Source organism: Aeromonas encheleia, from assembly GCF_900637545.1.
GTDB lineage: Bacteria > Pseudomonadota > Gammaproteobacteria > Enterobacterales > Aeromonadaceae > Aeromonas > Aeromonas encheleia.
Map to the genome: position 1 here is coordinate 2,619,069 of NZ_LR134376.1, position 25,590 is coordinate 2,644,658.

The 25,590-nt window shown below is 63.0% G+C and carries 22 protein-coding genes, 1 other RNA gene and 1 pseudogene; 12 read left to right on the plus strand and 12 right to left on the minus strand.

Features of this window, described 5'->3' with window-relative positions; genetic code table 11:
- Positions 1 to 26 precede the first annotated feature (26 nt).
- On the minus strand, positions 27 to 1,586 hold the full coding sequence (locus EL255_RS12110; RefSeq protein WP_042652419.1) for a GGDEF domain-containing protein: 1,560 nt from the start codon (positions 1,584 to 1,586) through the stop codon (positions 27 to 29).
- A 362-nt stretch (positions 1,587 to 1,948) separates the two neighbouring features.
- Positions 1,949 to 2,698, minus strand: a complete 750-nt coding sequence (locus EL255_RS12115; RefSeq protein WP_042652420.1) for a class I SAM-dependent methyltransferase — start codon at positions 2,696 to 2,698, stop codon at positions 1,949 to 1,951.
- A gap of 171 nt (positions 2,699 to 2,869) precedes the next feature.
- Between EL255_RS12115 and EL255_RS12120 the strand changes: the two genes are divergently transcribed.
- The 3 genes from EL255_RS12120 to EL255_RS12130 all read left to right on the plus strand — a co-directional run bounded on the left by EL255_RS12120 (position 2,870) and on the right by EL255_RS12130 (position 4,392).
- A complete protein-coding gene (locus tag EL255_RS12120) occupies positions 2,870 to 3,076 on the plus strand; it encodes a hypothetical protein (protein ID WP_042652421.1) in 207 nt (68 codons plus the stop codon).
- A gap of 61 nt (positions 3,077 to 3,137) precedes the next feature.
- The gene (locus EL255_RS12125) at positions 3,138 to 3,845 is read left to right on the plus strand and encodes a dihydrofolate reductase family protein (protein WP_042652422.1); all 708 of its coding nucleotides are present in this window, start codon (positions 3,138 to 3,140) and stop codon (positions 3,843 to 3,845) included.
- Between the two features lie 61 nt (positions 3,846 to 3,906).
- Positions 3,907 to 4,392 carry a VOC family protein gene (locus tag EL255_RS12130; protein ID WP_042652423.1) on the plus strand — a complete coding sequence of 162 codons (486 nt, stop codon included), beginning with the start codon at positions 3,907 to 3,909 and terminating at the stop codon, positions 4,390 to 4,392.
- 187 nt (positions 4,393 to 4,579) lie between these two features.
- On the opposite strand, the gene EL255_RS12135 is transcribed toward EL255_RS12130, so the two are convergent.
- The 4 genes and pseudogenes from EL255_RS12135 to EL255_RS12155 all read right to left on the minus strand — a co-directional run bounded on the left by EL255_RS12135 (position 4,580) and on the right by EL255_RS12155 (position 8,074).
- Complete coding sequence (locus EL255_RS12135) at positions 4,580 to 4,990, minus strand: LysR substrate-binding domain-containing protein (RefSeq protein WP_052445683.1); 411 nt, start codon at positions 4,988 to 4,990, stop codon at positions 4,580 to 4,582.
- A complete protein-coding gene (locus tag EL255_RS12140) occupies positions 4,965 to 6,620 on the minus strand; it encodes an SEL1-like repeat protein (protein WP_052445684.1) in 1,656 nt (551 codons plus the stop codon). The genes EL255_RS12135 and EL255_RS12140 overlap by 26 nt, the downstream gene beginning before the upstream one ends.
- A 935-nt stretch (positions 6,621 to 7,555) precedes the next feature.
- Positions 7,556 to 7,697: pseudogene (locus tag EL255_RS12150) on the minus strand (IS3 family transposase); the annotation flags it as partial.
- Between the two features lie 41 nt (positions 7,698 to 7,738).
- Complete coding sequence (locus EL255_RS12155; protein WP_042652424.1) at positions 7,739 to 8,074, minus strand: helix-turn-helix transcriptional regulator; 336 nt, start codon at positions 8,072 to 8,074, stop codon at positions 7,739 to 7,741.
- Positions 8,075 to 8,294: 220 nt separating this feature from the next.
- Between EL255_RS12155 and EL255_RS12160 the strand changes: the two genes are divergently transcribed.
- Positions 8,295 to 8,963: a hypothetical protein gene (locus tag EL255_RS12160; protein WP_042652425.1), complete on the plus strand. Its 669-nt coding sequence runs from the start codon at positions 8,295 to 8,297 to the stop codon at positions 8,961 to 8,963.
- Positions 8,964 to 9,164: 201 nt separating this feature from the next.
- Here EL255_RS12160 and gcvP read toward each other — a convergent pair whose 3' ends face one another.
- From gcvP to EL255_RS12190, 6 genes are all read right to left on the minus strand, one after another.
- Positions 9,165 to 12,041 carry an aminomethyl-transferring glycine dehydrogenase gene (gene gcvP / locus EL255_RS12165; protein ID WP_042652426.1) on the minus strand — a complete coding sequence of 959 codons (2,877 nt, stop codon included), beginning with the start codon at positions 12,039 to 12,041 and terminating at the stop codon, positions 9,165 to 9,167.
- Between the two features lie 264 nt (positions 12,042 to 12,305).
- Positions 12,306 to 12,695 (minus strand): glycine cleavage system protein GcvH, encoded by a 390-nt coding sequence (gene gcvH / locus EL255_RS12170; protein ID WP_042652427.1) that lies wholly within the window; start codon positions 12,693 to 12,695, stop codon positions 12,306 to 12,308.
- A 78-nt stretch (positions 12,696 to 12,773) separates the two neighbouring features.
- Positions 12,774 to 13,871, minus strand: a complete 1,098-nt coding sequence (gene gcvT, locus EL255_RS12175) for a glycine cleavage system aminomethyltransferase GcvT (protein WP_042652428.1) — start codon at positions 13,869 to 13,871, stop codon at positions 12,774 to 12,776.
- Between the two features lie 463 nt (positions 13,872 to 14,334).
- Complete coding sequence (locus EL255_RS12180) at positions 14,335 to 15,570, minus strand: FAD-dependent 2-octaprenylphenol hydroxylase (RefSeq protein WP_042652429.1); 1,236 nt, start codon at positions 15,568 to 15,570, stop codon at positions 14,335 to 14,337.
- A gap of 92 nt (positions 15,571 to 15,662) precedes the next feature.
- Positions 15,663 to 16,886, minus strand: a complete 1,224-nt coding sequence (ubiH, locus tag EL255_RS12185) for a 2-octaprenyl-6-methoxyphenyl hydroxylase (protein WP_042652430.1) — start codon at positions 16,884 to 16,886, stop codon at positions 15,663 to 15,665.
- A 207-nt stretch (positions 16,887 to 17,093) separates the two neighbouring features.
- Complete coding sequence (locus EL255_RS12190) at positions 17,094 to 17,663, minus strand: UPF0149 family protein (protein ID WP_042652431.1); 570 nt, start codon at positions 17,661 to 17,663, stop codon at positions 17,094 to 17,096.
- 173 nt (positions 17,664 to 17,836) lie between these two features.
- On the opposite strand from EL255_RS12190, the gene zapA reads away from it, so the two are divergent.
- From zapA to EL255_RS12230, 8 genes are all read left to right on the plus strand, one after another.
- The gene (gene zapA, locus EL255_RS12195; RefSeq protein WP_042652432.1) at positions 17,837 to 18,169 is read left to right on the plus strand and encodes a cell division protein ZapA; all 333 of its coding nucleotides are present in this window, start codon (positions 17,837 to 17,839) and stop codon (positions 18,167 to 18,169) included.
- Between the two features lie 16 nt (positions 18,170 to 18,185).
- A non-coding RNA gene (gene ssrS / locus EL255_RS12200) (6S RNA) lies at positions 18,186 to 18,368 on the plus strand.
- A gap of 205 nt (positions 18,369 to 18,573) precedes the next feature.
- Entirely contained in the window at positions 18,574 to 19,590 is a 1,017-nt protein-coding gene (locus EL255_RS12205; RefSeq protein WP_042652433.1) for a LacI family DNA-binding transcriptional regulator, read from the plus strand.
- Between the two features lie 51 nt (positions 19,591 to 19,641).
- Entirely contained in the window at positions 19,642 to 21,129 is a 1,488-nt protein-coding gene (locus EL255_RS12210) for a sugar ABC transporter ATP-binding protein (RefSeq protein WP_042652434.1), read from the plus strand.
- On the plus strand, positions 21,110 to 22,102 hold the full coding sequence (locus tag EL255_RS12215) for an ABC transporter permease (protein ID WP_042652435.1): 993 nt from the start codon (positions 21,110 to 21,112) through the stop codon (positions 22,100 to 22,102). The genes EL255_RS12210 and EL255_RS12215 overlap by 20 nt, the downstream gene beginning before the upstream one ends.
- A 109-nt stretch (positions 22,103 to 22,211) precedes the next feature.
- On the plus strand, positions 22,212 to 23,165 hold the full coding sequence (locus EL255_RS12220) for a substrate-binding domain-containing protein (RefSeq protein WP_042652436.1): 954 nt from the start codon (positions 22,212 to 22,214) through the stop codon (positions 23,163 to 23,165).
- 77 nt (positions 23,166 to 23,242) lie between these two features.
- A complete protein-coding gene (locus tag EL255_RS12225) occupies positions 23,243 to 24,340 on the plus strand; it encodes a sugar phosphate isomerase/epimerase family protein (protein WP_042652437.1) in 1,098 nt (365 codons plus the stop codon).
- Entirely contained in the window at positions 24,337 to 25,479 is a 1,143-nt protein-coding gene (locus tag EL255_RS12230) for a Gfo/Idh/MocA family protein (RefSeq protein WP_042652438.1), read from the plus strand. Before EL255_RS12225 ends, EL255_RS12230 begins: the two co-directional genes overlap by 4 nt.
- The last annotated feature ends 111 nt before the right edge of the window (positions 25,480 to 25,590 follow it).

Here is a 25,590-nt window from a genome sequence, read left to right on the forward strand (position 1 = left end):
CGCTCATCGAGCAAACGGTATGCCGCTTACTCCCCCTCGATGCGATAGATGCGGTTCTTGCCAGCCCGTTTGGCCTGATACATCGCATTGTCGACCATGGCCAGCAGCTCCTCGGGGGTGCGGCCATTGCTGCTGCCGATGCCGGCACTGAAGGTGACCAGCATCCCCTTCTCCCGCCACTTCAGCTCGCTGACGCGGCAACGCCACTGCTCCATCAGCAGCTCGGCCTCCGCCAGCGTGCCGTGTTCGAAGAGGGCGACCAGCTCCTCGCCGCCGTAACGGCACAGGGAGGCACTCTCACCCAGCAGCTCCTGACCCAGCTCGACGCTGCGACAAAGCGCCGCATCTCCGCCGGTATGGCCATAGACATCGTTGATCTGTTTGAAGTTATCCAGATCGACCAGGGCCAGCACGAAGGGGCTTCCCTCCTCATGCAGCTGACGAAGGCGCCCATCCAGGAAGCGTCGATTGTAGATGCCGGTCAGGGCGTCCCTGTGTGCCATGTCAAACGACTCTTGCAGATGATCGGACACCTGATTCAGCGCCTGATCCAGCAGCGCCATCTCCGGGAACACCGGCAGGACGCTCGATGAGGGCCCACCCATAGCGCCGGCTCCGAGTTGGCGGATCCGGTTGACCAGGCTGTCGATGAGCACCAGCAACCGCAGGCGGAAGAAGGCCGACATGGTGATGAAGAGCGCACAAGCGACGACCAGCAGCCCCAGGGCGAGGCTGCCCCCCAGCACGGCCACCGAGTCTCGCCTTGGCTGGACGGTGATGGCCAGCCAATGTTCACGCTTGGGTAGCGTCCCATAGGCCACATACTCGTTGCTCTGCTCCGAGTAGAAGGAGCCGGATTGTGAGGTCAGGCGCGCCAGCCAGGGGGCCTGCAATATCTGGCCGTTGTAGGCCGACTGCGAGCTCACCAGGATCTGGTTGGTGCGGCGATCGATCACCATGTGGCTCAAGGCGTTGTCCCCGTACAGCATGTCTCTGAGCATCTGCGACCATTCCGCGACGTTCACATCGGTGCCGATGACACGGGCCCCCTCCTGCTGGCCATCCGTCAGCCGATGGGCGAGGGTCAGGATATAGTCGCCGGTTAAGATGTCCTGATAGGCCGGCGTCCAGTAAAACGTCCGGGCCGCCAGCGCCCCCTTGAACCAGGCGCGGGAGTTCACATTGACCCTGGCGTTCACCCAGGCCTGATCCGCCTCCTCACTGCCGGAGAAGAAACGTCCGGTCGAGTCGGCATAGAAGATCAGCGTGATCAGGGAGTCGAGGGCGGCCTTGTTACCCCAGAGTTCGCGGTATTCCTGCCGGGCCCGGGTCGACGAGATCACCGGGTTCAGTTTGTCCGCGGTAACCTCGACGGCCATCAGCTGCTCGATGTGATCGAGCATTCTCGCCTCGGCGACCACGGCCATGCTGTTGAGGCTGACCAGCTTCTGCTCAACGACCACCCCATGGTTGTAGACCGAGAGGGCAAACATGCCGCCGATCCCGAGCAGCATCGGCAAGGCCAACAGCCAGAGATAGCCCGTAATAAAGGCAAAATTTTTCTTCGTGCGTTTGAAAATCAACATATCTGGGGTCCTGCTCATCACCTCGTGGTGCAACCTGCATGCGGCATGGCTCCATCGGAGGGCGCACAGTATGCCGCCATCACTTTAGGGGTAGTGAATCATTTTCCCGACCTCATTCAACTGTGATTCAGGCAACTTTTTCATCAAAATGGGGTTTCGTTAAGTGGAACAGAGAGATAGGAGATATTTTCTGGACAAAAAAAAACCAGTGGGCAAGCCCGCCGGTTTCGCCCGCCGCGAGGAGGGATCCTGGAACAAGGGGACAAACGGGGCACTTCGTCGGCAGACAGCACCATCGGCATGGGGCTTTCGTGAACATCACCCTGCCCGTGTCTCCCCCTGGTGTCCCCCATCGCCCGGGGCTAGACCCGGCCGCTGTAGACCAGGGTGCAATAGTTGAAGGCTATCTGGCCATCGACGGCGCAGCGGGCAAACTCGCGGCGGATCAGCGCCGTCAGCCCCTCATAGGCCGGCGTGCCCATGGAGGGTGCATAGGAGGAGGAGTTGAGCCGCCCCAGTACCCCATCGAGGTCGAACAGCTGGCGGTTTTCGAAGCGATCGAGCCGATAGTCCCCCTCGAAGAAGGCGCGAAAATCGGCCTCGCCGAGATTGCGATGGTTCACCTCCTCATAATCCCCGGAATAGGTGCGCAGCCCCGCCTCATAGGCCTCGAGGAAGGGGGTATTGGTCAGCCTGTCGTTCCAGATCAGCGCTACCCGGCCACCGGGCCTGAGCAGCCGACGGCATTCGGCCTTGAAGGCGGCGCGGTCGAACCAGTGAAAGGCCTGGGCGACGGTGACGAGATCCACGGCGCCCGCAGGCAAGCCGGTCGCCTCCGCACTGCCACTGTGCCAGCTGAGGTTGCCGGCCCCCGCCAACAGCCGCTCGGCGGCGCTGCGCATCTCGGCATTGGGCTCCACCGCCCACAGCTGACTCACCCTGGGCGCCAGCAGCGCCGTCAGTATGCCGGTGCCCGCCCCTATGTCGGCGACCACAGCCGAGGGCCCCATGCCGAGCTCCTGCGCCAGAAAATCCAGCATGGCCGCCGGGTAGCCGGGGCGATACTTCACATAGGCCTCGACCCGGGCCGAGAATCGCTGGGTACTGTCCATTGCTCACTCCTCTCTGGTTATCTCTGTGCCAACCCTGCGCCACGCCGCCCACTGGCAATGATTCAGGCATGGGCGCGCGTCGCCCTCCCCTGGTGGCCAGATTCACTATGCCACTACACTCAACACAGCACGAGCACATCAGGTCGGCTATCCAGCACCGCAGGAGTCCCCATGCCGAGATCCCGCTATCTACTCCCCCTCATCGCGGCCCTGCTGAGCGGATGCGGCGCCGAGGTGGTTGGCACGGCCGTGATCAACGGGAAACTGCAGGCAGAGCAGGCGGAACAAGCCAAGGTGCAGGCGGAGCAGCTCAAACTGCAGCTCGATGAGGCCATGAGAGCCACCCAGGCTGCCGCTTCCGCGGCCAACGCCCAGTAAACACACCGCCCCGTACCGGCTCACCCCTTTACCCGACTCGCATCACCACAGGAGGATTGCCATGAGAAGAGTCATCGTCTCTGCCTTTGTGTCCCTCGACGGCATCATGCAAGCCCCCGGCGGGCCAGAAGAGGACCCCACCGGCGGCTTTGCCCTTGGCGGCTGGATGTTCAACTATGCGGACGACAGCATGGACATCTCGGCCGCGGGCTTCGACGGCAAGGATCGCGAGCTGCTGCTCGGGCGCAGAACCTACCAGATCTTCGAGGCCTACTGGCCTTATCAGCCCCATGATCACCCCATCGCCAAGACGCTCAACGCCGCGAAGAAACACGTCGCCTCGCGCACCCTGACGCGGCTCCAGTGGCACAACTCGAGCCTGCTTGAGGGCGATGTCGTCGCGGCCGTCATCGCCCTCAAGGGCCAGCCTGGCCCCGATCTGCAGGTGATTGGCAGCGGCAACCTGATCCAGACGCTCCAGGCCGCGACCCTGGACCCGTCGCTGGGTATGCCACTGCCGGGTATGCCGCTGATAGACGAGTACCACCTCTGGACCTTTCCGGTGGTGCTTGGCCGGGGCAAGCGCCTGTTCGGCGAGACGGCCAGGCCATCGGCACTGCGGCTGGTGCGCTCCCGGGTGTCAGACTCCGGCGTGCTGATGAGCACCTATGTGCCGGACGGCGATATCCAGCCCGGCACCTTCCCCGGCAGCGCACCGAGCGAGCTGGAGTTGGCCAGGCGCCAACGGATGGCCAATGATAAATGGTGACGAAAAAGGACCCGCCTCCCTTGTGGCGGCGCAGGACGGCCTATCAGGATGGAGAAATGACATGAATACCCCCGCAAAGAACACCATTTGCCTCTGGTATGACGGCGACGCAGAGGAGGCGGCGCAGTTCTACGCCAGCACCTTTCCCGACTCCTCCTTCGGTGCCGTCTACCATGCGCCTTGCGACTTTCCGTCTGGCAAGCAAGGGGATGTGCTGACGGTCGAGTTCAGGGTGATGGGGATCCCCTGCCTCGGGCTCAATGGCGGACCCGGGGTCAGGCACAACTGGGCGTTCTCGTTTCAGGTCGCCACCCAGACCCAAGCCGAAACGGATCACTACTGGCACGCCATCATCGACCACGGCGGCCAGGAGAGCGAGTGCGGCTGGTGCCAGGACAAGTGGGGCATCTCCTGGCAGATCACCCCGGTCGCGCTGTTGCAGGCGATCACCGATCCCGACCCCGCCGCCGCCAGGCGCGCGTTCGAGGCGATGATGCAGATGAGAAAGATCGACATCGCGACCATAGAGGCGGCGCGCCGCGGCTGAGATTATTATCGCCTCAGGACGCATCTCGTATAAAAACAAAGCCCTCGCCAACTGGCGGGGCTTTTACTGGGGATAAAACGGCTGGTTCAAGTGGGAAACTGATTGCCTATCAAATGCCATATCAGGCACCGTACCACAAACCTTTAGTCAGACAACATCACCTCGATAAAGGCCTTGGCCGCCGCGGTCAGGGTTTTATGGAGGCATAGAACAGCGAAAAAACGCGCAGGCGCCCGCGCAGTTCCGGCATGATTTCCACCAGAGTGCCGCGCGCAATCCGCTCGGCGACGATGAAATCATAAGCCTGACAAATACCCAGCCCGCTCTCTGCCAGCGACACGACACCGAGGGGATCATCTGTGACCTCCAGCGCGGCCTCCGGCATCCAATCCACATCCACGCCCCCCTCGCACAATTGCCAGGGGAGCGCGCGGCCGGTGCTGGGGATCAAAAACAGAATACAGCGATGGGTTTTTAATTCCGCCAACGAAGAAGGCATGCCCATGCGCTCGATATAGTCGGGCGCCGTGAATAGCCCCAGGGGTACCTCTTCCAGCTTGCGCGCCAGCTCGTTACGGCTTGGATGGATACTGCTCAAAATAGCGACCGGCCAGTGCCTGCGCCGCTGCCAGTGCGGCGGGGGGCAATTCCTTGGCCACAGCGTCGCGCCACTCAGCCGCCTTGCCACTGCCGTTGGCCGCGGCAACCGAGAACCAGGCATATGCCTGTTTGACATCCTTCGGCACCCCTTGGCCGCTGGCATACATCATCCCCAGGCTGGTTTGCGCCCCGGCATACCCCTGTTCGGCGGCCTTGCGGTACCAGGCCGCGGCCTGCTTGAAGTCCTTTGGCACCCCATCGCCGCGGTAATACATCACCCCCAGGCTGGTTTGCGCCCCGGCATACCCCTGCTCGGCGGCCTTGCGGTACCAGGCGACCGCCTGCTGGTCATCTTTTGGTACCCCCTGCCCGTGTTCATACATCACCCCCAGACTGGTTTGCGCATTGACCTCACCCTGCTCGGCGGCCTTGTGATACCAGGCGAGCGCCTGCTTGAAGTCCTGTGGTACCCCATCGCCGTGGTAATACATCAGGCCCACATTGTTTTGCGCATCGGCATCCCCCTGCTCGGCGGCCTTACGGTACCAGACGAGCGCCTGCTGGTCGTCCTGTGGCACCCCTTCACCCCGTTCATACATCACGCCCAGATTGAACTGCGCTTTGGCATATCCCTGCTCGGCGGCTTTACGATACCAGGCTAACGCCTGCAGGAAGTCCTGTGGCACCCTTTGGCCGCGGTAATTCATCACCCCCAGGTTGTTCTGCGCCATGGCATACCCCTGTTCGGCGGCTTTGCTGATCCAGGCGAGCGCCTGCTTGAAGTCCTGTGGCACCCCTTCGCCGTTGTAATACATTACCCCCAGGTTAAATTGCGCATGGGTATCCCCTTGCTCGGCTGCCTTGCGATACCAGGCAGCGGCCTGCTTGAAGTCCTGTGCTACCCCCTGGCCGCGGTAATACATCAGTCCCAGGTTGTATTGCGCCCCGGCATCCCCCTGCTCGGCGGCTTTGCGGTACCAGGCGAGCGCCTGCTGGTCGTCCTGTGGCACCCCTTTGCCGTGGTCATACATCACGCCCAGGTTGAATTGCGCATTGGCCTCCCCCTGCTCGGCGGCTTTGCGATACCAGGCGAACGCCTGCTTGTCGTCCTGAGACACCCCTTGGCCGGTGGCATACATCAGGCCCAGGCTGCTTTGCGCCTTGGCATCCCCCTGATCGGCGGCTTTACTACTCCAGGTGAATGCCTGCTTGAAATCCTCTGGCACCCCTTGGCCGGTAGCATGCATCAGGCCCAGGTTAAATTGCGCCTGGACATCCCCTTGTTCGGCGGCCTTGCGATACCAGGCCGCGGCCTGCTTGTAGTCCTGTGACCCCCCTTGACCGCGGTAATACATCAGGCCGAGGTTGTATTGCGCCCCGGCATCCCCCTGCTCGGCGGCCTTGCGGTACCAGGCAAGCGCCTGCTTGAAGTCCTGCGGCACCTCTTCGCCCGTGGCATACATCAGGCCCAGGTTAAATTGCGCCTTGGCATCACCCTGCTGAGCCAGAGCGACAACATCGCCTGCCGGGGCCTTCACGCTGGCTTTCTCTTGCTTGTCTGTTGTCGGCTCCGCTTGCCGATCGGGGCAACCGGTTACCAGCAACACCGCCAACAACGGTGCCAACATCGTTTTTTTCATCCCTGGATACCGCCCTGCTGATGTTTGTTCCCCTTTCGCATTGTAGTGCAGCCGGTTATTGAGTCTCCAATCACCACGGGATGGATGGCGCTGCCAGAACTCGGTGGCCTGGTGCAACCACAGAGCGCAGTCTCGATGGATGTCCGGCTGGGTGGATTGAGAGTCCTCAGGGGAGTTTTATTGCGAGCGATGAACATGCCGCGGCCTTGTTGATCAAGGCCGAGACCGGGCCACCACCAACGCCGCCAGAATACGAATAAAAAAGACCCTGCCAATGCAGGGTCCTCTAGTTTCCAACTTCAATGTCACGATTTCCAACTTAAATGGCCGTGATCATCACCACCTGATCACGACCATTTAAGTTGGAAACAGGCAGGTCAAAAAATTCAATAAGTTATCGATACCCAATGTGACATTTAAGTTGGAAACTCAAAAGCGAACCTCCACCTGTACCACAAGCAAATAAGGCATTGAAGTTGGAAACCAATCTCCGTTTGACCTGATAGCGTTCATGTAACTTAATTACAAAAATAGGTGACTATTGCAGGTGGCTTCACCTGCGAGGCGGGCAGCGAAAAATCCACTTCGATGCATAACGCCTCACGGTTGAAGTCGTCTATCACATTGAACAACCGTACCGATGCGTATTCCGGCCAAGTTGAACAGCGATTCCGGAATCTGTGTACACCATTTCCGGAAAGGATGCCGACAGGGAGTACTCGAGCAGAAGCTGAGCTTTGAGGGGAGGCATCTTTTCGACTCGCCGAACAAGCCAGCAGCCAAGCACAGCACAGCACGGCACGGCACGGCACGGCACGGCAGTTATCATGCCCACAGGTCGAATCATGACCGTTCATTTGGCTCCAGAGTACGTGTCCAGAGCAGTCCGGAATAGGTGTTCATTTACGGCCGGAATATGCAACCGAGCGGCCATCAGACAGTTGGTCATGCATGAAGTCCATCGACCAGCAACTATTGGACCGCCAACGCCGCCGGTTTGGCACGTACCAGCCGTTTCCTGGGCTTTATCCGCAAGTTGAGTGCCAGTTCCAGATAAATCCGGTGAGCTAAAGATCCTGTATATGAATGGATATTGATGAACTCGATTACCATTCGCTGACCACTTTTTTACTTTGTGTGTCGGGTGTACCGGACGCTCTCCGCCGTTTTTTTCCTGCTAACTTGGCAAGTTGAAGTGGTGAGACGGGCACTGGGGGCAGGAAGCTATCAAGCTGGTCGGCAATATTCATTGCTCGCATCAATCTGACGACGGTGACTAGATCGGCATTGCCTGTCTCGGCGTGGATCACTTTCTTGCGAGTCACACCTGCCAGTGTTGCAAGTGCTGCCTGAGTGATATTGAGATTCAACCGTACCCGCTGCAATCTCACCCCCAGCTCTTGGGTGATAGCATCGACAGGATCGCTATTGGAGATGTTCATGTTATGTTCCATTATCGGGACACTGGAGCCTTTTTATGCCGTTAAGTTCCATATATGGAACATAATAGAAATGACGAGTAACACCGTCAAGGTTCCTTTTGGGGAACTAATTTGGCAATAAATGCCATATAAATCCGTTTTCAGCTCTATCGTATTTGCTAAATATTCAACGGGCCACCGTACAACAGGCGGGTCATCGAGAAGCCTCAGGAGCAGTAACATGACGCATCAAACCCTCACCGTAGAAAATAGCCGCATTCGCGTCACCGTCAGCCGCGACCTAGCCGATCAATTCCTGCCTACGGGCGTTATCGGTCGCGATGAATCCCCCGGTCAGGCGCAACGTGGTCGTCTGCTTTCTGCCGCGATGGGCAAATTGGCCAGCGCAACCGAATTGCGCCTTCGGCTCACTAACGCTATCGAGCTGGCTGATGTACTCGCGCTGGCCCACAAGCTCCTGGTGCGTGATTATCTGGAGGAGCACAGTCACTACAACGTCAACGAGGTGATCATGCGCCTCGAAGAGGGTCATCTCATGCACAAATACATGGCCCAAGAGGTCACGCTTGCCAACGAGTATGCTCGCGGTGTCTTGAAGCCAATTTCGCAAGACGACGCCCGTCTTTACGTGGCGTCAAAGGTGATGGCTGGGGTGCTCTCCCCCCATGAATGCAGGCAACTGGAAACCCGCGTTGAGCTATTGCTGAGCCGCATTGGCATCAATGCAACAGAGGCCCTGGATAAAGCCCGTCACGCCTTGCAAGCGCAGGCCAACATCGCGCACTACTATCACATGTGTCGTGCCAATATGACGGGTTGGGAGATTGAGGTCATCGGGGAACTACCGGCCCAAGTGGGCCTATCTCGGTTGCTGCCAAAGGACGATTGATGTATCGCAATCCCAGACCCGATAAAGTCTGCTGATACAGGGTTTTATCGTTTCCAATTTTAATGACCGCGAGCACCCATGAATCGCTCTAAAAAGATCAAATCTGATCTGTTTTGTAATTTAATTGCATATTTTATGGACGAGAATAAAAAAGACCCTGCCAATGCAGGGTCCTTGAGTTTCCAACTTAAATGGCCGTGATTACTTGGCGTAATCCTCGGTGGGGATACAGGAGCAGAACAGGTTGCGATCGCCATAGACGTCGTCGATGCGGTTGACCGAGGGCCACAGCTTGGCGGCGCGCACGGCGTCGGAGGGGAAGACCGCCTCGGCGCGGCTGTAACCGCGCGCCCACTGCTCGTCCATCACGTCATCCTGGGTGTGGGGTGCGTTGACCAACGGGTTGTCGGTCAGGCTCCAGTGGCCGTCCTGCACCTTGGCGATCTCGGCACGGATACGGGTCATGGCCTCGACGAAGCGATCCAGCTCGCGCTTGGATTCGGATTCGGTCGGCTCTACCATCAGGGTGCCCGCCACCGGGAAGCTCATGGTCGGCGCGTGGAAGCCGTAGTCCATCAGCCGCTTGGCCACGTCCATCTCGCTGATGCCGGAGGCTTCCTTGAGCGGACGAATATCCAGGATGCACTCGTGGGCGACGCGGTTGTTACGACCGGTATAGAGCACGGGGAAGGATTCCCCCAGCTTCTTGGCCAGGTAGTTGGCGTTGAGGATGGCCACCTGAGTGGATTTTTTCAGCCCCTCGTCCCCCAGCATGGCGATGTACATCCAGCTGATGGGCAGGATGCTGGCCGAACCGAACGGGGCCGCCGACACGGCGCCGTTGTTGCGGCTCTCCTTGTCGGTCTTGACCACCGCATGGCCGGCCACGAACGGGGCCAGGTGTTGTTTGACGCCGATGGGGCCCATGCCAGGGCCGCCGCCGCCATGGGGAATGGCGAAGGTCTTGTGCAGGTTGAGGTGGGAGACGTCCGCACCGATGAAGCCCGGCGCCGTCAAGCCAACTTGCGCGTTCATATTGGCGCCATCCAAGTACACCTGACCACCGTGCTGGTGCACGATGTCGCACACCTCCTTGATGGTCTCCTCGTACACCCCGTGGGTGGAGGGGTAGGTCACCATCAGGCAGGAGAGCTGATCCCCCACCTCGGCGGCCTTGGCACGCAGGTCGTCGAGATCCACGTTGCCGAACTTGTCGCAGGCGGTGACTATGACCTTGAGGCCCGCCATCTGGGCGGACGCCGGGTTGGTACCGTGGGCGGAGGCCGGGATCAGGCAGACATCGCGATGCCCTTCGCCGCGGGACTCGTGGTACTTCTTGATGGCCAGCAGGCCCGCGTATTCGCCCTGGGCGCCGGAGTTCGGCTGCATGCAGACGGCGTCGTAACCGGTCACCTTCACCAGCCAGTCTTCGAGATCTGCCAGCAGCAGCTGGTAGCCCTTGGTCTGGGCCAGCGGGGCGAAGGGGTGCAGCTTGCCAAACTCGGGCCAGGTCACCGGGATCATCTCGGCGGTGGCGTTGAGCTTCATGGTGCAGGAGCCCAGGGAGATCATGGCGTAGTTGAGGGCCAGGTCTTTGGCCTCGAGACGGTGGATGTAGCGCAACATCTCGGTCTCGGAGTGGTACTTGTTGAACACCTCGTGGGTCAGCACCGCATCGCTGCGCAGCAGATCCTGCGGGATGGCCTGATGAGCCTGGGCCTTGGCATCCAGTGCCTCGACATCCAGCCCGTGCCCTTGGCCCAGGAAGAGCTCAAACAGCTCGGCCACGTCGCCACGGGTGCTGGTCTCGGACAGGGAAACCCCGACGGCGCCATCCAGATCGGCCCGCAGGTTGATGTGCAGGGCCTCTGCCTTGGCGATCAGGGCTGCCTTGTCGGCTGTCAGCACAGTGATGGTATCGAACCAGCTGTCGTGCTTGAGGCTCAGCCCCTTGGCCTTGAGCCCCAGCGCCAGGATGCTGGTCAGACGGTGCACCCGGGAGGCGATGGTCTTGAGCCCCACCGGGCCGTGGTAGACGGCGTAGAAGCTCGCCATGTTGGCCAGCAGCACCTGGGCGGTACAGATGTTGGAGTTCGCCTTCTCGCGGCGGATATGCTGTTCACGGGTCTGCATCGCCATGCGCAGGGCAGATTTGCCACGGGCATCCTTGGAGACGCCGATGATGCGGCCCGGCATGGAGCGCTTGTAGGCGTCGCGGGTGGCGAAAAACGCCGCGTGGGGGCCGCCGTAGCCCATGGGCACGCCGAAGCGCTGAGCGGAGCCGAACACCACGTCGGCGCCCAGTTCACCGGGAGATTTCAGCAGCAGCAGGGAGAGCATGTCGGCACCGACGCAAGCCAGCCCCTTCTGGGCCTGGACCGCGGCAATCAGGGCGCGCAGATCGGTCACATTCCCGGTGGTACCCGGGAACTGGAACATGGCACCGAACACCTCCTCGCTCACCGCCTGGGCAGCCGGGCCGACGCTCACGTCGAAGCCGAAGTGCACCGCGCGCTCCTTGACCACGTCGATCACCTGGGGGTGAACATCGTCGGCCACGAAGAAGAGGTTGGATTTGGACTTGGCCATGCGCTTGGCGAGCGCCATGGCTTCGGCGGCGGCGGTGGCCTCATCCAGCAGGGAGGCGCTGGCCAGATCCATGCCGGTCAGATCCAGGGTGAGCTGCTGGAAGTTGAGCAGCGCCTCGAGACGGCCCTGGGCCAGCTCCGGCTGATAGGGGGTATAGGCGGTGTACCAGCCCGGGTTTTCCAGCACGTTGCGCAGGATGACGTGGGGTACGTGGGTGTCGTGATAACCCATGCCGATGTAGCTCTTGGCGATCTGGTTCTGGACGGCGTAGCCCTTGAGCTTGGCCAGCGCCTCGACCTCGGTCATGGGGGCACCGATGCCGAGCGGGCCCAGGCGGCGGATGGCGGCGGGGACCGTCTGTTCGATCAGATCGTCCAGGCTCTCGGCACCCACTTCGGCCAGCAGGGCACGCAGTTCTTCCTCACCCGGGCCGATGTGACGGCGGATGAAATCGGTTTTTTGCTCGAGTTCAAACAGTGACTGGGTCATTTCCCTATTCCTGATAGATGTTCCTGATAGCCGGCATGGGCCGACTCCACTCATGTTCTGGGTACCGCGGGCACTCTTCTGGCGCGGGCGGCACCGGATGCTGCGGGAGCATCGGCGGGGGGTCGCGATGCTGGCGCCGGCTCACCCCCTGATGCGGGTGACAAGCTGATTGGCGCGGGCGACTTCACCCCGTCCACCTAGCGACGGACGCCGGTGGGCTGTCATACAAAAAAGCCCTGCAAATCATTGCAGGGCCCGACAGTCTTACTCTTCGTCTACCACGTTCTGGTAGCCTTCGGCATCCAGCAGGTTGGCCAGCTCAGCGGCGTCATCCAGCTTGATGCGGAACAGCCAGCCGGCGCCGTAGGGGTCGGAGTTGACCAGCTCGGGGCTGCCTTCCAGCTCTTCGTTGATGGCGATGATCTCGCCGCTCACCGGGCTGTAGATGTCGGAGGCGGCTTTCACCGACTCGGCCACGGCGCAGTCTTCACCGGCGCCAATTTGCTTGCCCACTTCCGGCAGATCGACAAACACCATGTCTCCCAGCAGATCCTGGGCGTGTTCGGTGATACCGACCACGGCCTCACCGTTGGCTTCAACACGGACCCACTCGTGGGAGGTGGCATATTTCAGTTCGCTCGGGATATGGCTCATTTGTGCTTCCTTTATGCTCTTGGATCGCTTCAACAAAAATGGTTCGGCGAAGGGGCACCCCTTCGCCGCGATGGATAATTACACCAGGGGCTGGCCGTTACGGACGAAGGCCGGCTTGGTGACTTTGACGGTGACCAGCTTCTTGCGGATCTCCACCTGGGCCTCGGCGCCGATGTCACGGGGCACCCGCGCCAGGGCAATACTGTAGCCCAGGGTGGGGGAGAAAGAGCCGGAGGTGATCACACCTTCGCGAGACTCACCGCTGGCGCTGGTGAAGGTGATCGGCATGCCGGCACGCAGCACCCCTTTCTCTTCCATCACCAGGCCCACCAGCTTGGGCTGGGTACCGGCGGCCTTCTGGGCCTCCAGCGCGGCGCGGCCGATGAACTGGCGATCGGCAGGCTCCCAGGCCAGGGTCCAGGCCATGTTGGCGGCGAGCGGGCTGATGCTCTCGTCCATGTCCTGGCCGTAGAGGTTCATGCCGGCTTCCAGACGCAGGGTGTCACGGGCACCCAGGCCGCAAGGGGCCACGCCGTTATCCAGCAGCGCCTGCCACAGGGCACAGGCCTGCGGCTCGGGCACCACGATCTCGTAGCCATCTTCCCCGGTGTAGCCGGTGGTGGCGATGAACAGATCCCCCGCCTGCACGCCGAAGAAGGGCTTCATGCCGGCGACGGCGGCGTTTTGCTCGGCGCTGAATACTTTGGCTGCCTTGGCCTTGGCCTGCGGGCCCTGCACCGCGATCATGGCGAGCTCGGGGCGCTCGGTCACGCTCACGGCAAAATCGATGGCGTGGTGGCGGATCCAGGCCAGATCCTTGTCGCGGGTGGCGGAGTTCACCACCAGGCGGTAGAAGGTATCGGTCAGGTAGTAGGTGATGAGGTCATCGATGACGCCACCGTCCGGATTGAGCATGCCGCTGTAGAGGGCCTTGCCGGGGACGGTGAGCTTGGCCACGTCGTTGGCCAGCAGGTGTTGCAGGAAGGCTTTGACCCGCTCGCCGGTCAGGTCGACGATGGTCATGTGGGAGACATCGAACATGCCCGCATCGGTGCGCACCGCGTGGTGCTCTTCCAGCTGGGAGCCGTAGTTGATGGGCATTTCCCAACCGTGGAAGTCCACCATCTTGGCGCCAGCTTCCAGGTGTTTGGGATGCAGTACAGTAGTCTGGATCATCGCTGTGTTTCCTTAAGCGTTAGCGACAACACTCGCAATCCGTCCCATCTCGCTTGAACATCAGGAAGGGAGACAGGATCACAAGGTCTGTGCTCGTTCCCGCCCTTGCGGGCAAGAGTGATTCCTTGAACGGAGCGGATTATATGACAAGAGCGCTAGGGCGCCGCTCAAAAAAAACTAATCCGCTCACGGCAAACTGACACCAGACACTAAGGTAAAAACAGTGATAAAAACAGTACATGACCGACATTTACGAGATTTAATGTTGATTTTTACCGTTACGTCACAATTTGCAGAAAAACGTTTCGCCTGGCGCCAACATTAAAGGCTGACGCCCCGCAGGGGCAATCAGCCTCGTCAGATTAGTTTTGTTGTTAAAAACCCCGAGTAATATTAGATTTTTTCACCCTTGGTCGGCGCCAGCGGCTCGCCGTCCAGTCCCATCGCGGCCCGGATCACCCTCCTACTTCAGCCGGGTCGGCAAATTTTTCCCCTTGGCCAGGGCGGGCAACTCACCGTCCAGCCCCATGGCGGCCCGGATCACCCCTTGCTTGAGCGGCGTCAGCCCATCGACCGCCCGCAGCCCCACCCCGCGCATCAGCTTCTTGAGCGGATGGTTGCCGCTGAACAGCCGCTTGAGCCCCTCCATCGCCGCCAGCATGCGGGCGGCCTCGCTCTTGCGCCAACGCTCGTAGCCGCGCAGGTTGGCCAGCAGGCCGATGTCCGCCCCCGCGCTGTGGCTGCGCAGCAGTTGCTCGGCCAGGGCCGCCGCATCCAGCAGGCCCAGGTTGACCCCCTGCCCCGCCAGCGGATGTATGGTGTGGGCCGCATCCCCCACCAGCACCAGCCGTTCGCGGGCAAAATCGCGGGCATAGCGGGCGGTGAGCGGGATGGCGCTGCGGGCCCCCTCCACCTTGCACAGTCCCAGCCGCCCATCAAAGGCGGCGGTCAGCTGGCGATTGAACCCTTCGTCGTCCAGGGCACACAGCGCCTCGGCGCGGGCGGCGGGCACCGACCAGACGATGGAGCAGAGATCTGGCTGCCACAGGGGCAGGAAGGCGAGCGGGCCATCCGGGGTGAAGATCTGGCGCGCCACCGCCTCATGGGGCTCCTGGGTGCGTACCGTCGCTACCAGAGCGTGGTGGCCGTAATCCCAGCTGGTGAGCGGGATGTCGGCCTGGCGGCGCACCCAGGAGTGGGCCCCGTCGGCGGCCACCACCAGTTTGGCCGAGAGGGCGCGGCCGTCGTCCAGCAGCAGCACTGAACCCGCCGGGCTGCTCTGCAGGCTGGCGGCCCGGGCCGGGGTGAGCAGGCTGATGTTGCTCGCCCCCGCAATGGCATCCAGCAGCGCCAGCTGGATGACCCTGTTCTCGACGATGTGGCCGAGTGCCGGTTGGCGCAGACTGGCAGCATCAAAATCGATATGGCCGAAGCTGTCTTGCTCCCACACCTGCATCCTGTCGTACGGCTGCAGGCGCCGCGCCGCGATCCCGGCCCAGGCACCGACTCCTTGCAGTATCTGCTGGCTGGCGAGGCTCAGGGCGCTGACCCTGTTGTCCGGCGCGTCCCCGAGCGCGGGATCGGGCAGTTGCCCCTCCACCACCACCACCTTGAGCGCACTCTCCCTGAGCGCGGCGGCGAGCCCAAGGCCCACCATGCCACCACCCACGATCACCACATCCACCGTCTGCATTTGCATCATCTATTTCCTTTCATACCCGGCCGCACCGGGCCACCGGGAACATAAACCGGGGCAGGTCTGGCCTGCCGGTCGGACGCTCGACGCATCCCTCACCTTGTCGCCGTCTGGCTGACGAACCCCAGCGTCTGGGCTGCCAGCGGTGCCTTGAGGCAGGGCAGCAGTCCCATCAGGGAGAGCGCCAGATTGCGGCCCGCCACCAGGGGTGCGTGGCCATTGGAGAAGAGCTGGGCCAGGGACGAGGTCAGCCAGATGGTGTGGGCCTGATCCTCCTGGCGCCGCCGCCAGTAGCGGCTCAGCACCCCGAAGCTGCCGATCTCTTCCCCGGCCGCCAGCGCCTGGGCCACCGCCTGGGTGAGCAAGTCCAGATCGCGCATGCCGAGGTTGAAGCCCTGGCCGGCGATGGGGTGCAGCAGATGGGCGGCATTGCCCACCAGCACGGTGCGCTGGGCCAGCGGGTAGTCGGCGGCGGTCAACACCAGCGGATAGAGGTGGCGCTGGCCGCTGCGCTCGAAGCGCCCGAGCCGCCAGCCAAAGGCCTGCTGCAGGCGGGTCAGGAAGGCGGCGTCATCCAGCGCCATCAGTGCATCCGCCTCGGCTCGGGCGACACTCCACACCAGGGAGGAGAGCCCGTCCTGCATCGGCAGCAGCGCCAGCGGCCCCCCCTCGGTGAAACGTTCGAACGCCCGGCCAGCCGGATCTTGCGCCGTCCTGACGGTGGCGATGATGGCGCTCTGCTCGTAGTCGTGGCGGGTCACCGCCAGCTTGAAGTGCTGGCGCACGAAGGAGTTGCCCCCGTCGGCCGCCACCAGCAACCGGCTCTGGTAGCGCTCACCGCTCGCCAGGGTCAGGACCACCCCCTCCTCGAGCGGCTCAATGGCCGAGAGCTGGGCCGGGCAGCACATCCGGATATGGGGGCAGGCGGCGATCCCCCGCTGCAGCTCGATGCCCGCCGCCGACAACTCGATCACCTGACCGAGCGCGGGCAGTCCGTACTCCGCCGCCGACAGCCTGGCCTGGCCGGGATGACCCCTGTCCGAGACGTGGATGTCGGTGATGGGGGCGCAGTGAGGGGCGAAGCGGGACCAGAGACCGTGGCGCTCAAGCGCCTCGCAGGTACCGGCCGAGAGGGCGATGGCACGGGCATCGAAGCCGGGATGGGCATTGAGTTCGGGGGCGCTCGCCTCCAGCAGCAGGATCTGCAGGGGCGCACCGGTCGGCCCGCGCAGGGCCGCGAGGGAGAGCGCCAGCACGGCGCCACTCATACCACCGCCGACGATAGCCACATCGACGTGAACCAGAGAGGATTGAGACATGAGATGAGGGGAAGCAGCTAAAACATGGGCTCATGCTATCACAAAGCCGGGGGGCAGGATGCGAAGCCACGGGCAAAAACCGATTCTGGGCCATCGCTTAGCCGGGCAATCCGCTGCCAGGATTGGCCGCCCCCAATACAACGCTCCCATACACAAAGAGCGCCCTTCGGCGCTCTTTTCATGCAATGACGGGCACAGTCACGGGGATCAGTGCAGGGTCGGCGGCGTGTTCGGGGCATCTGGGCGCTTGCCGAACTCTTCGAAGGTCATCATGACCCCGAGACGCACGTGCTCGTAGAGCACCAGGAAGGAGGCTTCGTTCTCGTCATCCTCCTGATCGAACTCGGCAGAGACCTGGGTGATGCTGGCGATGTCCTGGATCATCTCCTGCAGCTCTTCCGAGGCCTTGGACAGCTCCTGCTGCACCACGCCGAAACCGGCAAGGAAGGCCTGGGACCAGTCCACCAGGGCGTCGATACGCTCATCGAGCGGCTCCTCGTCGCTTGGCAACAGCAGCTCGACCCCTTTCTGGGCCATCAGGCTCTCGATCACCTCGTGATAGAGATCGGTCATCAGCTGGCGCACCGGTGCCGGCAGACCGAAACCGTCGTTGACCAGATCGTTGAAGGGGGGCAACCAGCTCTTGTCATCCAGTGCCACGCCACCGCAGACCAGGCCACAGATCACGCCATGGGCCTCGACAGCCGTAGCCATCAGCTCGTGCTGTTCCATCAGGTCGGCCACGACCGCGTATTTCGGGGGGTTCGTTTTGCTCATCGAAGATCCGCTCAAAGTTCAGGCAAATATGCAAAATTTATGGCAAGGATCCTAGCATTCTCCCCCTTCCAGGGCCAGCAAGGCCTTGAAACTTCTGTATCTGCGCTATATAGTCCCGCCCAGTTGTCCACGTGGATAAAGGCGGAAATCAGCCCCGCCGTATTGAGGAAGGCATGAGCATAGAGGCCGTAGAAATCGTCATCTTGGGACGTCCCTACAAGGTATCCTGTCCCCTGGGACAGCAGGATGCCCTGCGCCAGGCCGCCGACCAGCTGAGTGACAAGCTTATCGAGCTGCGTCAACGCTCCAAGGTCTCCAGCAATGAACAGCTTGCCATCATGGCGGCGCTCAACTTCTGTCATGAGCTCTGCCTTGAAAAAGACAAGAACCACCAATATTCTGAGACCATGGACAAGCGGATCAAGATGCTGCAGCGCACCATCGAAGCTGCCTTGATCGAGCACGGACAATATGGTGATTCCAGCGAGCAGGGCCTGCAGCCCTAAACGCGACCCGTTTTAAAATTCCCTGGGATGTGCGTCAGCCGGTTCAAGTCCCCGAGCCGATAATCATACCCAACAGGAGTTCTATCTTCTGACTATTGCGCATGCTCGGCCCGACCGAGAAGCCTGCGGTCAGTTTAGATCTCCGCCTTGAACTCACGGTTCAAGGGCCCAAACCGGCAACGGCATCTCCGGGGTACCTAGTGCAAAAGCCCGTCATTGATATGACGGGCTTTTTTTATCCGCGGCCCGCGCCCAGCCCCTCCAACACCGCAAAACCTTTATTAAAAATACGCATAATATCAATGCGATATCTATTTGTTATTTTTTTGTTGCTTCAGCCTTGCGAACTCTCCCTGTCTCACCTAAAAATGTAATCGATTACATTTTAAACACAGGAAGCTGGAATGAGCCGCACCACCGCCCCCGTCAACCCCATCTCCATGGCCGCCGTGGCGGCCCGGGCCGGGGTGTCGGTCGCCACCGTCTCCAGGGTGCTGAACCATCAGGAGGGCGTCACCGGCAAGACCAAGGCCAAGGTCAACCTCGCCGTCGAGGAACTCGGCTACCGGGTCAATCAGCTGGCCAACAGCCTGCGCACCGCCAGAAGCTGGCTGCTGCTCATCATGGTGCCCGACCTCAGCAACCCCTTCTACATCGAGATAGTGCGCGGCATAGACAGAGTGGCCCGCCAGCACGGCTACTTCGTGCTGCTGTGCGACACCGGCGCCGATCCGGGCCGGGAGCGCTCGGCCTTCGAGCTGCTGCGCACCCACAGAGCCGACGGCGCCATCTGTCTGGATCCCGACTCCATCCAACTGGGGCTGAGCCAGGAGATCAACGCGCTGCCCTGGGTCGCCTGCTGTGAGTTTGACCCCGCCATGCCGGTTCCCTACGTGGGCATAGATAACCAGGCGGCGGCGGCGGAGGCGATCCGCTATCTGCTGAGCCGGGGCCACAGCCGCATCGCGCTGATAGGCGCGGATCCCGCCTACCTCTACGCCCGCCAGCGCGAGGCCGGGGTCCGCCAGGCCCTGGCAGAGGCCGGACTGACCCTGGCGGAGGAGTGGAACATCCGGGTCACCAGCTTCAGCTTCCTGGCCGGGGCCGAGGCGGCAAAGCAACTGCTCCGTTGCCCGCACCGTCCGACTGCCATCTTCGCCGTCGCCGATGCGCTGGCCATCGGCCTGATGCACAGCCTGCAAGAGGCGGGGCTGCGCATCCCGGACGACATCGCCATCATGGGCTTCGATGACATCGCCATGAGCGCCCAGCTCAATCCGCCACTCACCACCATGGCGCAACCCATGGACGAGCTCGGTGCCGAGGCCGCCCGCCTGCTGCTGCAGCGCTTGAATGCTCCCGACACCCCGCTGACCGGCCGCCTGCTCCCCCATCGGCTCGTCAGCAGAGGGAGCGCCTGATGCAAGCCCCCACAAGCAGGCCATTCTGGCTGATCACAACAGGAGAAACTGATGAGCCTCAGTGTCGAATTTAGCGGCGTCTGCAAGGACTTTGGGCCCATCCGGGTGCTGCACGGGGTCGACTTCAGCCTGGCGCCGGGGCGGGTCTACGGCCTGCTGGGGGAGAATGGCGCCGGCAAGTCCACCCTGATGAAGATCCTCGCCGGTTACGAGCCGATCAGCGCCGGGCTGATCCGCATCGATGGCGAGGTGCGCGGCTGGCACTCCTCCCGCGAGGCGGAGCAGGCGGGCATAGTGCTGATCCACCAGGAACTCAACCTGGCCGAGCACCTCACCCTGACCCAGAACCTGTTCCTCGGCCATGAGCTGACCCGGGGCGGCCTGCTGGACGAGCGCACCATGGCGACCCAGGCACAGCACTATCTGGAGCTGGTCGGGCTGCAAAGCGCCCCCGCCACCAGGGTGCGCCAGCTCATAGTGGCGGAGAAGCAGCTGGTGGAGATCGCCAAGGCGCTGTCACGCCAGGCCCGCCTGCTGATCATGGATGAACCGACCGCCACCCTGACCCCGGGGGAGACGGCGCGGCTGTTCGCCCTCATCGCCAGGCTCAAGGCGCAGGGCACCACCATCATCTACATCTCCCACAAGCTGGACGAGGTCCAGCGCATCACCGACGAGGTGGTGGTCATGCGCGACGGCCGCTTCGTCAGCCGGGGCGAGACATCGTCGTTCAGCCGTCAGCAGATGGCCAACCTCATGGTGGGGCGCGAGATGTCGGACATGTTCCCGCCCAGGCTGCTGCCGCCGGAGGGCACGGAGATCGCCCTCGCGGTGAGCGGGCTCTGCGTCCCCGGCTGGGTGGAGGATCTCGACTTTGAGGTGCGCAGCGGCGAGATCTATGGCTTCGCCGGGCTGGTAGGGGCCGGCCGCACCGAGGCCTTCGAGGCCATCCTCGGCTTGCGTGAGCGCAAGGCGGGCAGGATCCAGCTGGCAGGCAAGGAGGTGCGCATCGACAGCCCGCGCGCCGCCGTGCGCCAGGGGCTCACCTATCTGCCGGAGGATCGCAAGGGCAAGGGGCTGCACCTGCAGCTCGGGCTGGCCGAGAACCTCACCCTGATGACGCTGGCACGCTATGCCCACCCCTGGCTGGACAAGGGGGCGGAGCGGGCGGCCCTCACCCGGGCCATCAATGATTTCGGCATCAAGGCCGGCTCCCACTCGGCCCGGGCCCGCATGATGTCGGGGGGCAATCAGCAAAAATTGGCCCTCGCCAAGTTTCTGCACCCGGACCCCAGGGTCATCGTCCTCGACGAGCCCACCCGGGGGGTGGATGTCGGTGCCAAACGTGACATCTATTTCCTGATCCAGCGACTGGCCGCCGAGGGGCGCGCCGTCATCGTCATCTCGAGCGAGCTGATCGAGCTGATCGGCCTGTGCCACAGAGTCGCCGTGCTGCGGGCCGGCCGCCTCCAGGCGGTGCTGCCCGCCCATCATCTGACCGAAGAGGAGTTGATCGCCTATGCAACAGGTACCCACTGAAAGCCGCAAAGAGCGGTTGCTCTCCCTGCTAGCCGGGACGGGCCCGCTGCTGGGGCTGATCCTGCTGTGCCTGCTCGGGACCCTGCTCAACCCCGACTTCGCCACCCTGGACAACTTGCTCAACGTGCTGACCCGCACCGCCTTCATCGGCATCATAGCGGTGGGCATGACCTTCGTTATCATGTCCGGCGGCATCGATCTCTCGGTCGGCGCCATGGCCGCCCTGATCGCCGGCGCCATGATCCTCGTCATGAACCGGCTCGGCGCCGGGGCGCTGGCGGATGCCCCCCTGCTGGTGGTGATCCTCGGCATAGGGCTGGCCTTGCTGCTCGGCCTGTTGTTTGGCGCCGGTCACGGCCTGCTCATCACCAGGGGCAAGATTGAGCCCTTCATCGTCACCCTCGGCACCCTCGGCATCTTTCGGGCCGTCCTGACCTATCTGGCCGATGGCGGCGCCCTGACTCTGGACGATGCCCTCAGCGATAGCTACAGCCCCGTCTATTACGGCAGCCTGCTGGGCGTTCCCATCCCGGTCTGGGTCCTGCTGCTGGTGGCGCTGGCGGGGGGGCTGCTGCTCAACCGCACCGCCTTCGGCCGCCATGTGCAGGCCATCGGCTCCAACGAGCAGGTGGCGCGCTACGCTGCCATCCGGGTCGATCTGGTCAAGCTGCTCACCTATGCGCTGCTCGGGCTCTGCGTCGGCATCGCCACCCTGCTCTATGTGCCGCGCCTCGGCTCCGCCACCCCCACCACCGGGCTGCTGTGGGAACTGGAGGCCATCGCCGCCGTGGTGGTGGGAGGCACCTCCCTCAAGGGGGGAGAGGGCCGCATCTTCGGCACCCTGGTGGGTGCCATACTGCTGTCGGTCATCAGCAATATCCTCAATCTGACCAGCATCATCAGTGTTTACCTCAATGCCGCCGTGCAGGGCATCGTGATCATCATGGTCGCCTTCATGCAACACAGGCGTTGAGACTGTTGTGGACAGGAAGGCGAAGAAACGGCAGTGAAACGAGCGGCGGGGTCTTCCCTCGCCAGCGACAAGGAACGGGCGCAAGCCCAACAGTCAAGAGGCTATCAAGATGAACAAGATGCTACATACCCTGGGCGCCTGCGCCCTGATGATCGCTGCCGGCAGCGCCTCGGCGGCCGAGAAGATGACCCTGGGGGTCTCCATCCCGACCGCGACCCACAGCTTCACCGCCGGCATCGTCTGGTGGGCCAACAAGGCCAAGGAGGATCTGGAGAAGGCCAATCCCGATCTCAAGGTGATCGTCAAGACCGCCGCCAATGCCCCAGAGCAAGCCAACCAGCTGCAGGATCTGCTGACGGTCAACAAGATAGACACGCTAGTCATCTTCCCGTTTGAGTCAGCCTCCCTGACCAAGCCGGTCGCCCAGGTCAAGCAGAAGGGGGTCTATGTCACTGTGGTCGATCGGGGGCTGACCGACGTCAGCGCCCAGGATGCCTACGTGGCCGGGGATAACACCGCCTTCGGCAAGCTGCCGGCCGAGTTCATGGCCAAGACCCTGAATGGCAAGGGAGACATAGTCGCCCTGCGCGGCATTCCGACCACCCTGGACAACGAGCGCTTCGAGGCCTTCAGCGGGGTGATGAAGCAGCATGGCGGCATCAAGATCCTCGACGCCAAATATGGCAACTGGAACCGGGATGATGCCTTCAAGGTGATGCAGGACTTCCTGACCCGCTTCAAGCATATCGACGCCGTCTGGGCCGCCGATGACGACATGGCGGTAGGGGTGCTCAAGGCCATCGATCAGGCCAAGCGCACTGACATCAAGCTGGTGTTCGGTGGCGCCGGGGCCAAGGGGGCGATCAAGACCCTGATGGACGGCAGCGATCCCCGCATCCAGGCCAACGTCTCCTACTCCCCCAAGTTCATGTATGACGCCATCATGCTCACCGCCCAGGCTCGCCTCAAGGGCGAGCGCCTGCCGGCCAACACCATCATCCCCTCGGTGCTGATCACCCCGCAAACGGCCAAGGAGTTCTACTTCCCCGACTCCCCGTTCTAAGGGATGGCTGGCGACCGGAGGCTCCGGTCGCCAGCCTGTCGTCCTGAGACTCATCCCTCTTTTATCCAGGAGTGCCCATGAAGACCATCAAGGGACCGGCCATCTTCCTCGCCCAGTTCATGGGGGAGCAGCCGCCATTCGATACGCTCAGCGGCCTGGCGGACTGGGCCGCCGGCCTCGGCTTCCGCGGCCTGCAGCTGCCGACGGACCCGCGCCTGTTCGATCTGGGTCTGGCGGCCAACAGCCAGGATTATTGCGACGAGATAAGCGGCCTGCTGGCCGAGCGGGGCTTGGTCATCACCGAGCTCTCCACCCATCTGCAGGGCCAGCTGCTGGCCGTCCACCCCGCCTATGACAGCCTGTTCGATGGCTTCGCCCCGGCGGCAGTGCGCGGCAAGCCCGCCGCCCGCACCCAATGGGCCGCCGACCAGCTCAAGGCGGCCGCCCTCGCCTCCCGCCGGCTCGGACTCAGCGCACACGTCACCTTCTCCGGTGCCCTCGCCTGGCCCTATCTCTATCCCTGGCCCCAGCGGCCCTCCGGGCTCATCGAGGAGGCCTTCGCCGAGCTGGCCAGGCGCTGGCTCCCCCTGCTCAATGCCTTTGACGAGGCCGGGGTGGACGTCTGTTACGAGCTGCACCCGGGGGAGGACCTATTCGATGGCGCCACGCTGGAGCGCTTCCTCGAGGCAACCGGCGATCATCCCCGCGTCAACGTGCTCTACGACCCCAGCCACATGCTGTTGCAGCAGCTCGATTACCTCGCCTTCCTCGACCTCTATCACGAGCGGGTGCGCGCCTTTCACGTGAAGGATGCCGAGTTCAGGCCCTCGGGGCGACAGGGGGTTTATGGGGGCTACGCCCCCTGGCTCGGGCGGGCGGGGCGCTTTCGCTCCCTGGGGGATGGCCAGATAGACTTTGGCGCCATCTTCAGCAAGCTCGCCCAGTACGACTACCCCGGCTGGGCCGTGCTGGAGTGGGAGTGCGCCCTCAAGCACCCGGAGGATGGCGCCGCCGAGGGGGCCGACTTCATTCGCAATCATATTATCCGGGTCGCCGAGCGCCCCTTCGATGACTTCGCCGGCAGCGGCCTGGCGCGGGAGGCGGTCAGAAGCCTGCTCGGCCTCGGCGATAGCTTGAGCGGTAATTCGGGCGGCAAGACAGGAGAGAAAAAATGACGAGACGACTGCGTCTGGGCATGGTGGGCGGTGGCCAGGGGGCCTTCATCGGCGCCGTGCATCGGCTGGCCGCCCGCATGGACGATCACTATGAGCTGCTCGCCGCGGCCCTCTCCGCCGATCCCGCCAACGCCCGGGCGAGCGCCCTCGCCCTCGGGCTGGATCCGGCCCGCGCCTACGAGGATTACGCCAAGATGGCCCAGGCTGAGGCGGCCCGGCCCGACGGCATCGAAGTGGTGGCCATCACCACCCCCAACCACCTGCACGCCCCGGTGGCGCGCGCCTTTCTCAAAGCCGGCATCCACGTGATCTGCGACAAGCCGCTGGCGCTGACCCTGGCCGAGGGGGAGGAGCTCGCCCGGCTCGCCCGCCAGCAGCGGCGGCTGTTTGCCCTCACCCACACCTACTCCGGCTACCCCATGGTGCGCCACGCCCGCGAGCTGGTGGCCGCCGGTGAGCTCGGCGAGCTGCGCTACGTGCAGGTCGAGTACCTGCAGGACTGGCTCGCCAACCCCATCCCCCCCGGTCAGAACAAGCAGGCGGACTGGCGGGCCGATCCGGCCCGCGCCGGGCGGGCGGGTTGCCTCGGCGACATAGGCACCCACGCCTACCAGCTGGCGGCCTTCATCACAGGGCAGCTGCCGAGCGAGCTTGCCGCCGAGCTGCACAGCTTCGTGCCGGGGCGGCTGGTGGACGATCACCTGCAGGTCTGGCTGCGCTACCCCAACGGGATGCGTGGGTCGCTCAACGCGAGCCAGGTCGCCAGCGGCGAGGAGAACCGGCTGCAGATCCGCCTCTATGGCGACAAGGCCAGCCTCATCTTTCGGCAGGAGGAGCCTAATCAGCTCTGGCTGACCCCTATTGGCGGGGCCAGCCAGCGGCTGACCCGGGGCCGGGTGGAGAGCGCGGCGGCGCGCCACGCCAGCCGGGTGCCCGCCGGTCATCCCGAGGGCTATCTGGAGGCCTTCGCCCAGCTCTATACGGACGCGGCCTTGCAGATCCACGCCCTGGCGTCTGGTCTGGCGCCGCCCCCCGAGAGCCTGGCCCTCACCACGGTGGAGGACGGGGTGGCGGGGATGCGCTTCATCGAGGCCAGCCTGGCCAGTCACGCCGCCGGACGCTGGCTCCCGCTCTCCTGACGCCTGCACAGGAGGGACCCACCGCACGCGGCCCTCCTCCTTCCAGTCACCGACAGCGGGCAATAAAAAGCCCGCCGACGAGGGCGGGCTCTTCACCTATCTTCGATGCAC

Coding starts and splice junctions, on each gene's coding strand:
- EL255_RS12110 (WP_042652419.1), bottom strand. CDS start 1,586: ATGTTGATTTTCAAACGCACGAAGAAAAATTTTGCCTTTATTACGGGC.
- EL255_RS12115 (WP_042652420.1), bottom strand. CDS start 2,698: ATGGACAGTACCCAGCGATTCTCGGCCCGGGTCGAGGCCTATGTGAAG.
- EL255_RS12120 (WP_042652421.1), top strand. CDS start 2,870: ATGCCGAGATCCCGCTATCTACTCCCCCTCATCGCGGCCCTGCTGAGC.
- EL255_RS12125 (WP_042652422.1), top strand. CDS start 3,138: ATGAGAAGAGTCATCGTCTCTGCCTTTGTGTCCCTCGACGGCATCATG.
- EL255_RS12130 (WP_042652423.1), top strand. CDS start 3,907: ATGAATACCCCCGCAAAGAACACCATTTGCCTCTGGTATGACGGCGAC.
- EL255_RS12140 (WP_052445684.1), bottom strand. CDS start 6,620: ATGTTGGCACCGTTGTTGGCGGTGTTGCTGGTAACCGGTTGCCCCGAT.
- EL255_RS12155 (WP_042652424.1), bottom strand. CDS start 8,074: ATGAACATCTCCAATAGCGATCCTGTCGATGCTATCACCCAAGAGCTG.
- EL255_RS12160 (WP_042652425.1), top strand. CDS start 8,295: ATGACGCATCAAACCCTCACCGTAGAAAATAGCCGCATTCGCGTCACC.
- gcvP (WP_042652426.1), bottom strand. CDS start 12,041: ATGACCCAGTCACTGTTTGAACTCGAGCAAAAAACCGATTTCATCCGC.
- gcvH (WP_042652427.1), bottom strand. CDS start 12,695: ATGAGCCATATCCCGAGCGAACTGAAATATGCCACCTCCCACGAGTGG.
- gcvT (WP_042652428.1), bottom strand. CDS start 13,871: ATGATCCAGACTACTGTACTGCATCCCAAACACCTGGAAGCTGGCGCC.
- EL255_RS12180 (WP_042652429.1), bottom strand. CDS start 15,570: ATGCAAATGCAGACGGTGGATGTGGTGATCGTGGGTGGTGGCATGGTG.
- ubiH (WP_042652430.1), bottom strand. CDS start 16,886: ATGTCTCAATCCTCTCTGGTTCACGTCGATGTGGCTATCGTCGGCGGT.
- EL255_RS12190 (WP_042652431.1), bottom strand. CDS start 17,663: ATGAGCAAAACGAACCCCCCGAAATACGCGGTCGTGGCCGACCTGATG.
- zapA (WP_042652432.1), top strand. CDS start 17,837: ATGAGCATAGAGGCCGTAGAAATCGTCATCTTGGGACGTCCCTACAAG.
- EL255_RS12205 (WP_042652433.1), top strand. CDS start 18,574: ATGAGCCGCACCACCGCCCCCGTCAACCCCATCTCCATGGCCGCCGTG.
- EL255_RS12210 (WP_042652434.1), top strand. CDS start 19,642: ATGAGCCTCAGTGTCGAATTTAGCGGCGTCTGCAAGGACTTTGGGCCC.
- EL255_RS12215 (WP_042652435.1), top strand. CDS start 21,110: ATGCAACAGGTACCCACTGAAAGCCGCAAAGAGCGGTTGCTCTCCCTG.
- EL255_RS12220 (WP_042652436.1), top strand. CDS start 22,212: ATGAACAAGATGCTACATACCCTGGGCGCCTGCGCCCTGATGATCGCT.
- EL255_RS12225 (WP_042652437.1), top strand. CDS start 23,243: ATGAAGACCATCAAGGGACCGGCCATCTTCCTCGCCCAGTTCATGGGG.
- EL255_RS12230 (WP_042652438.1), top strand. CDS start 24,337: ATGACGAGACGACTGCGTCTGGGCATGGTGGGCGGTGGCCAGGGGGCC.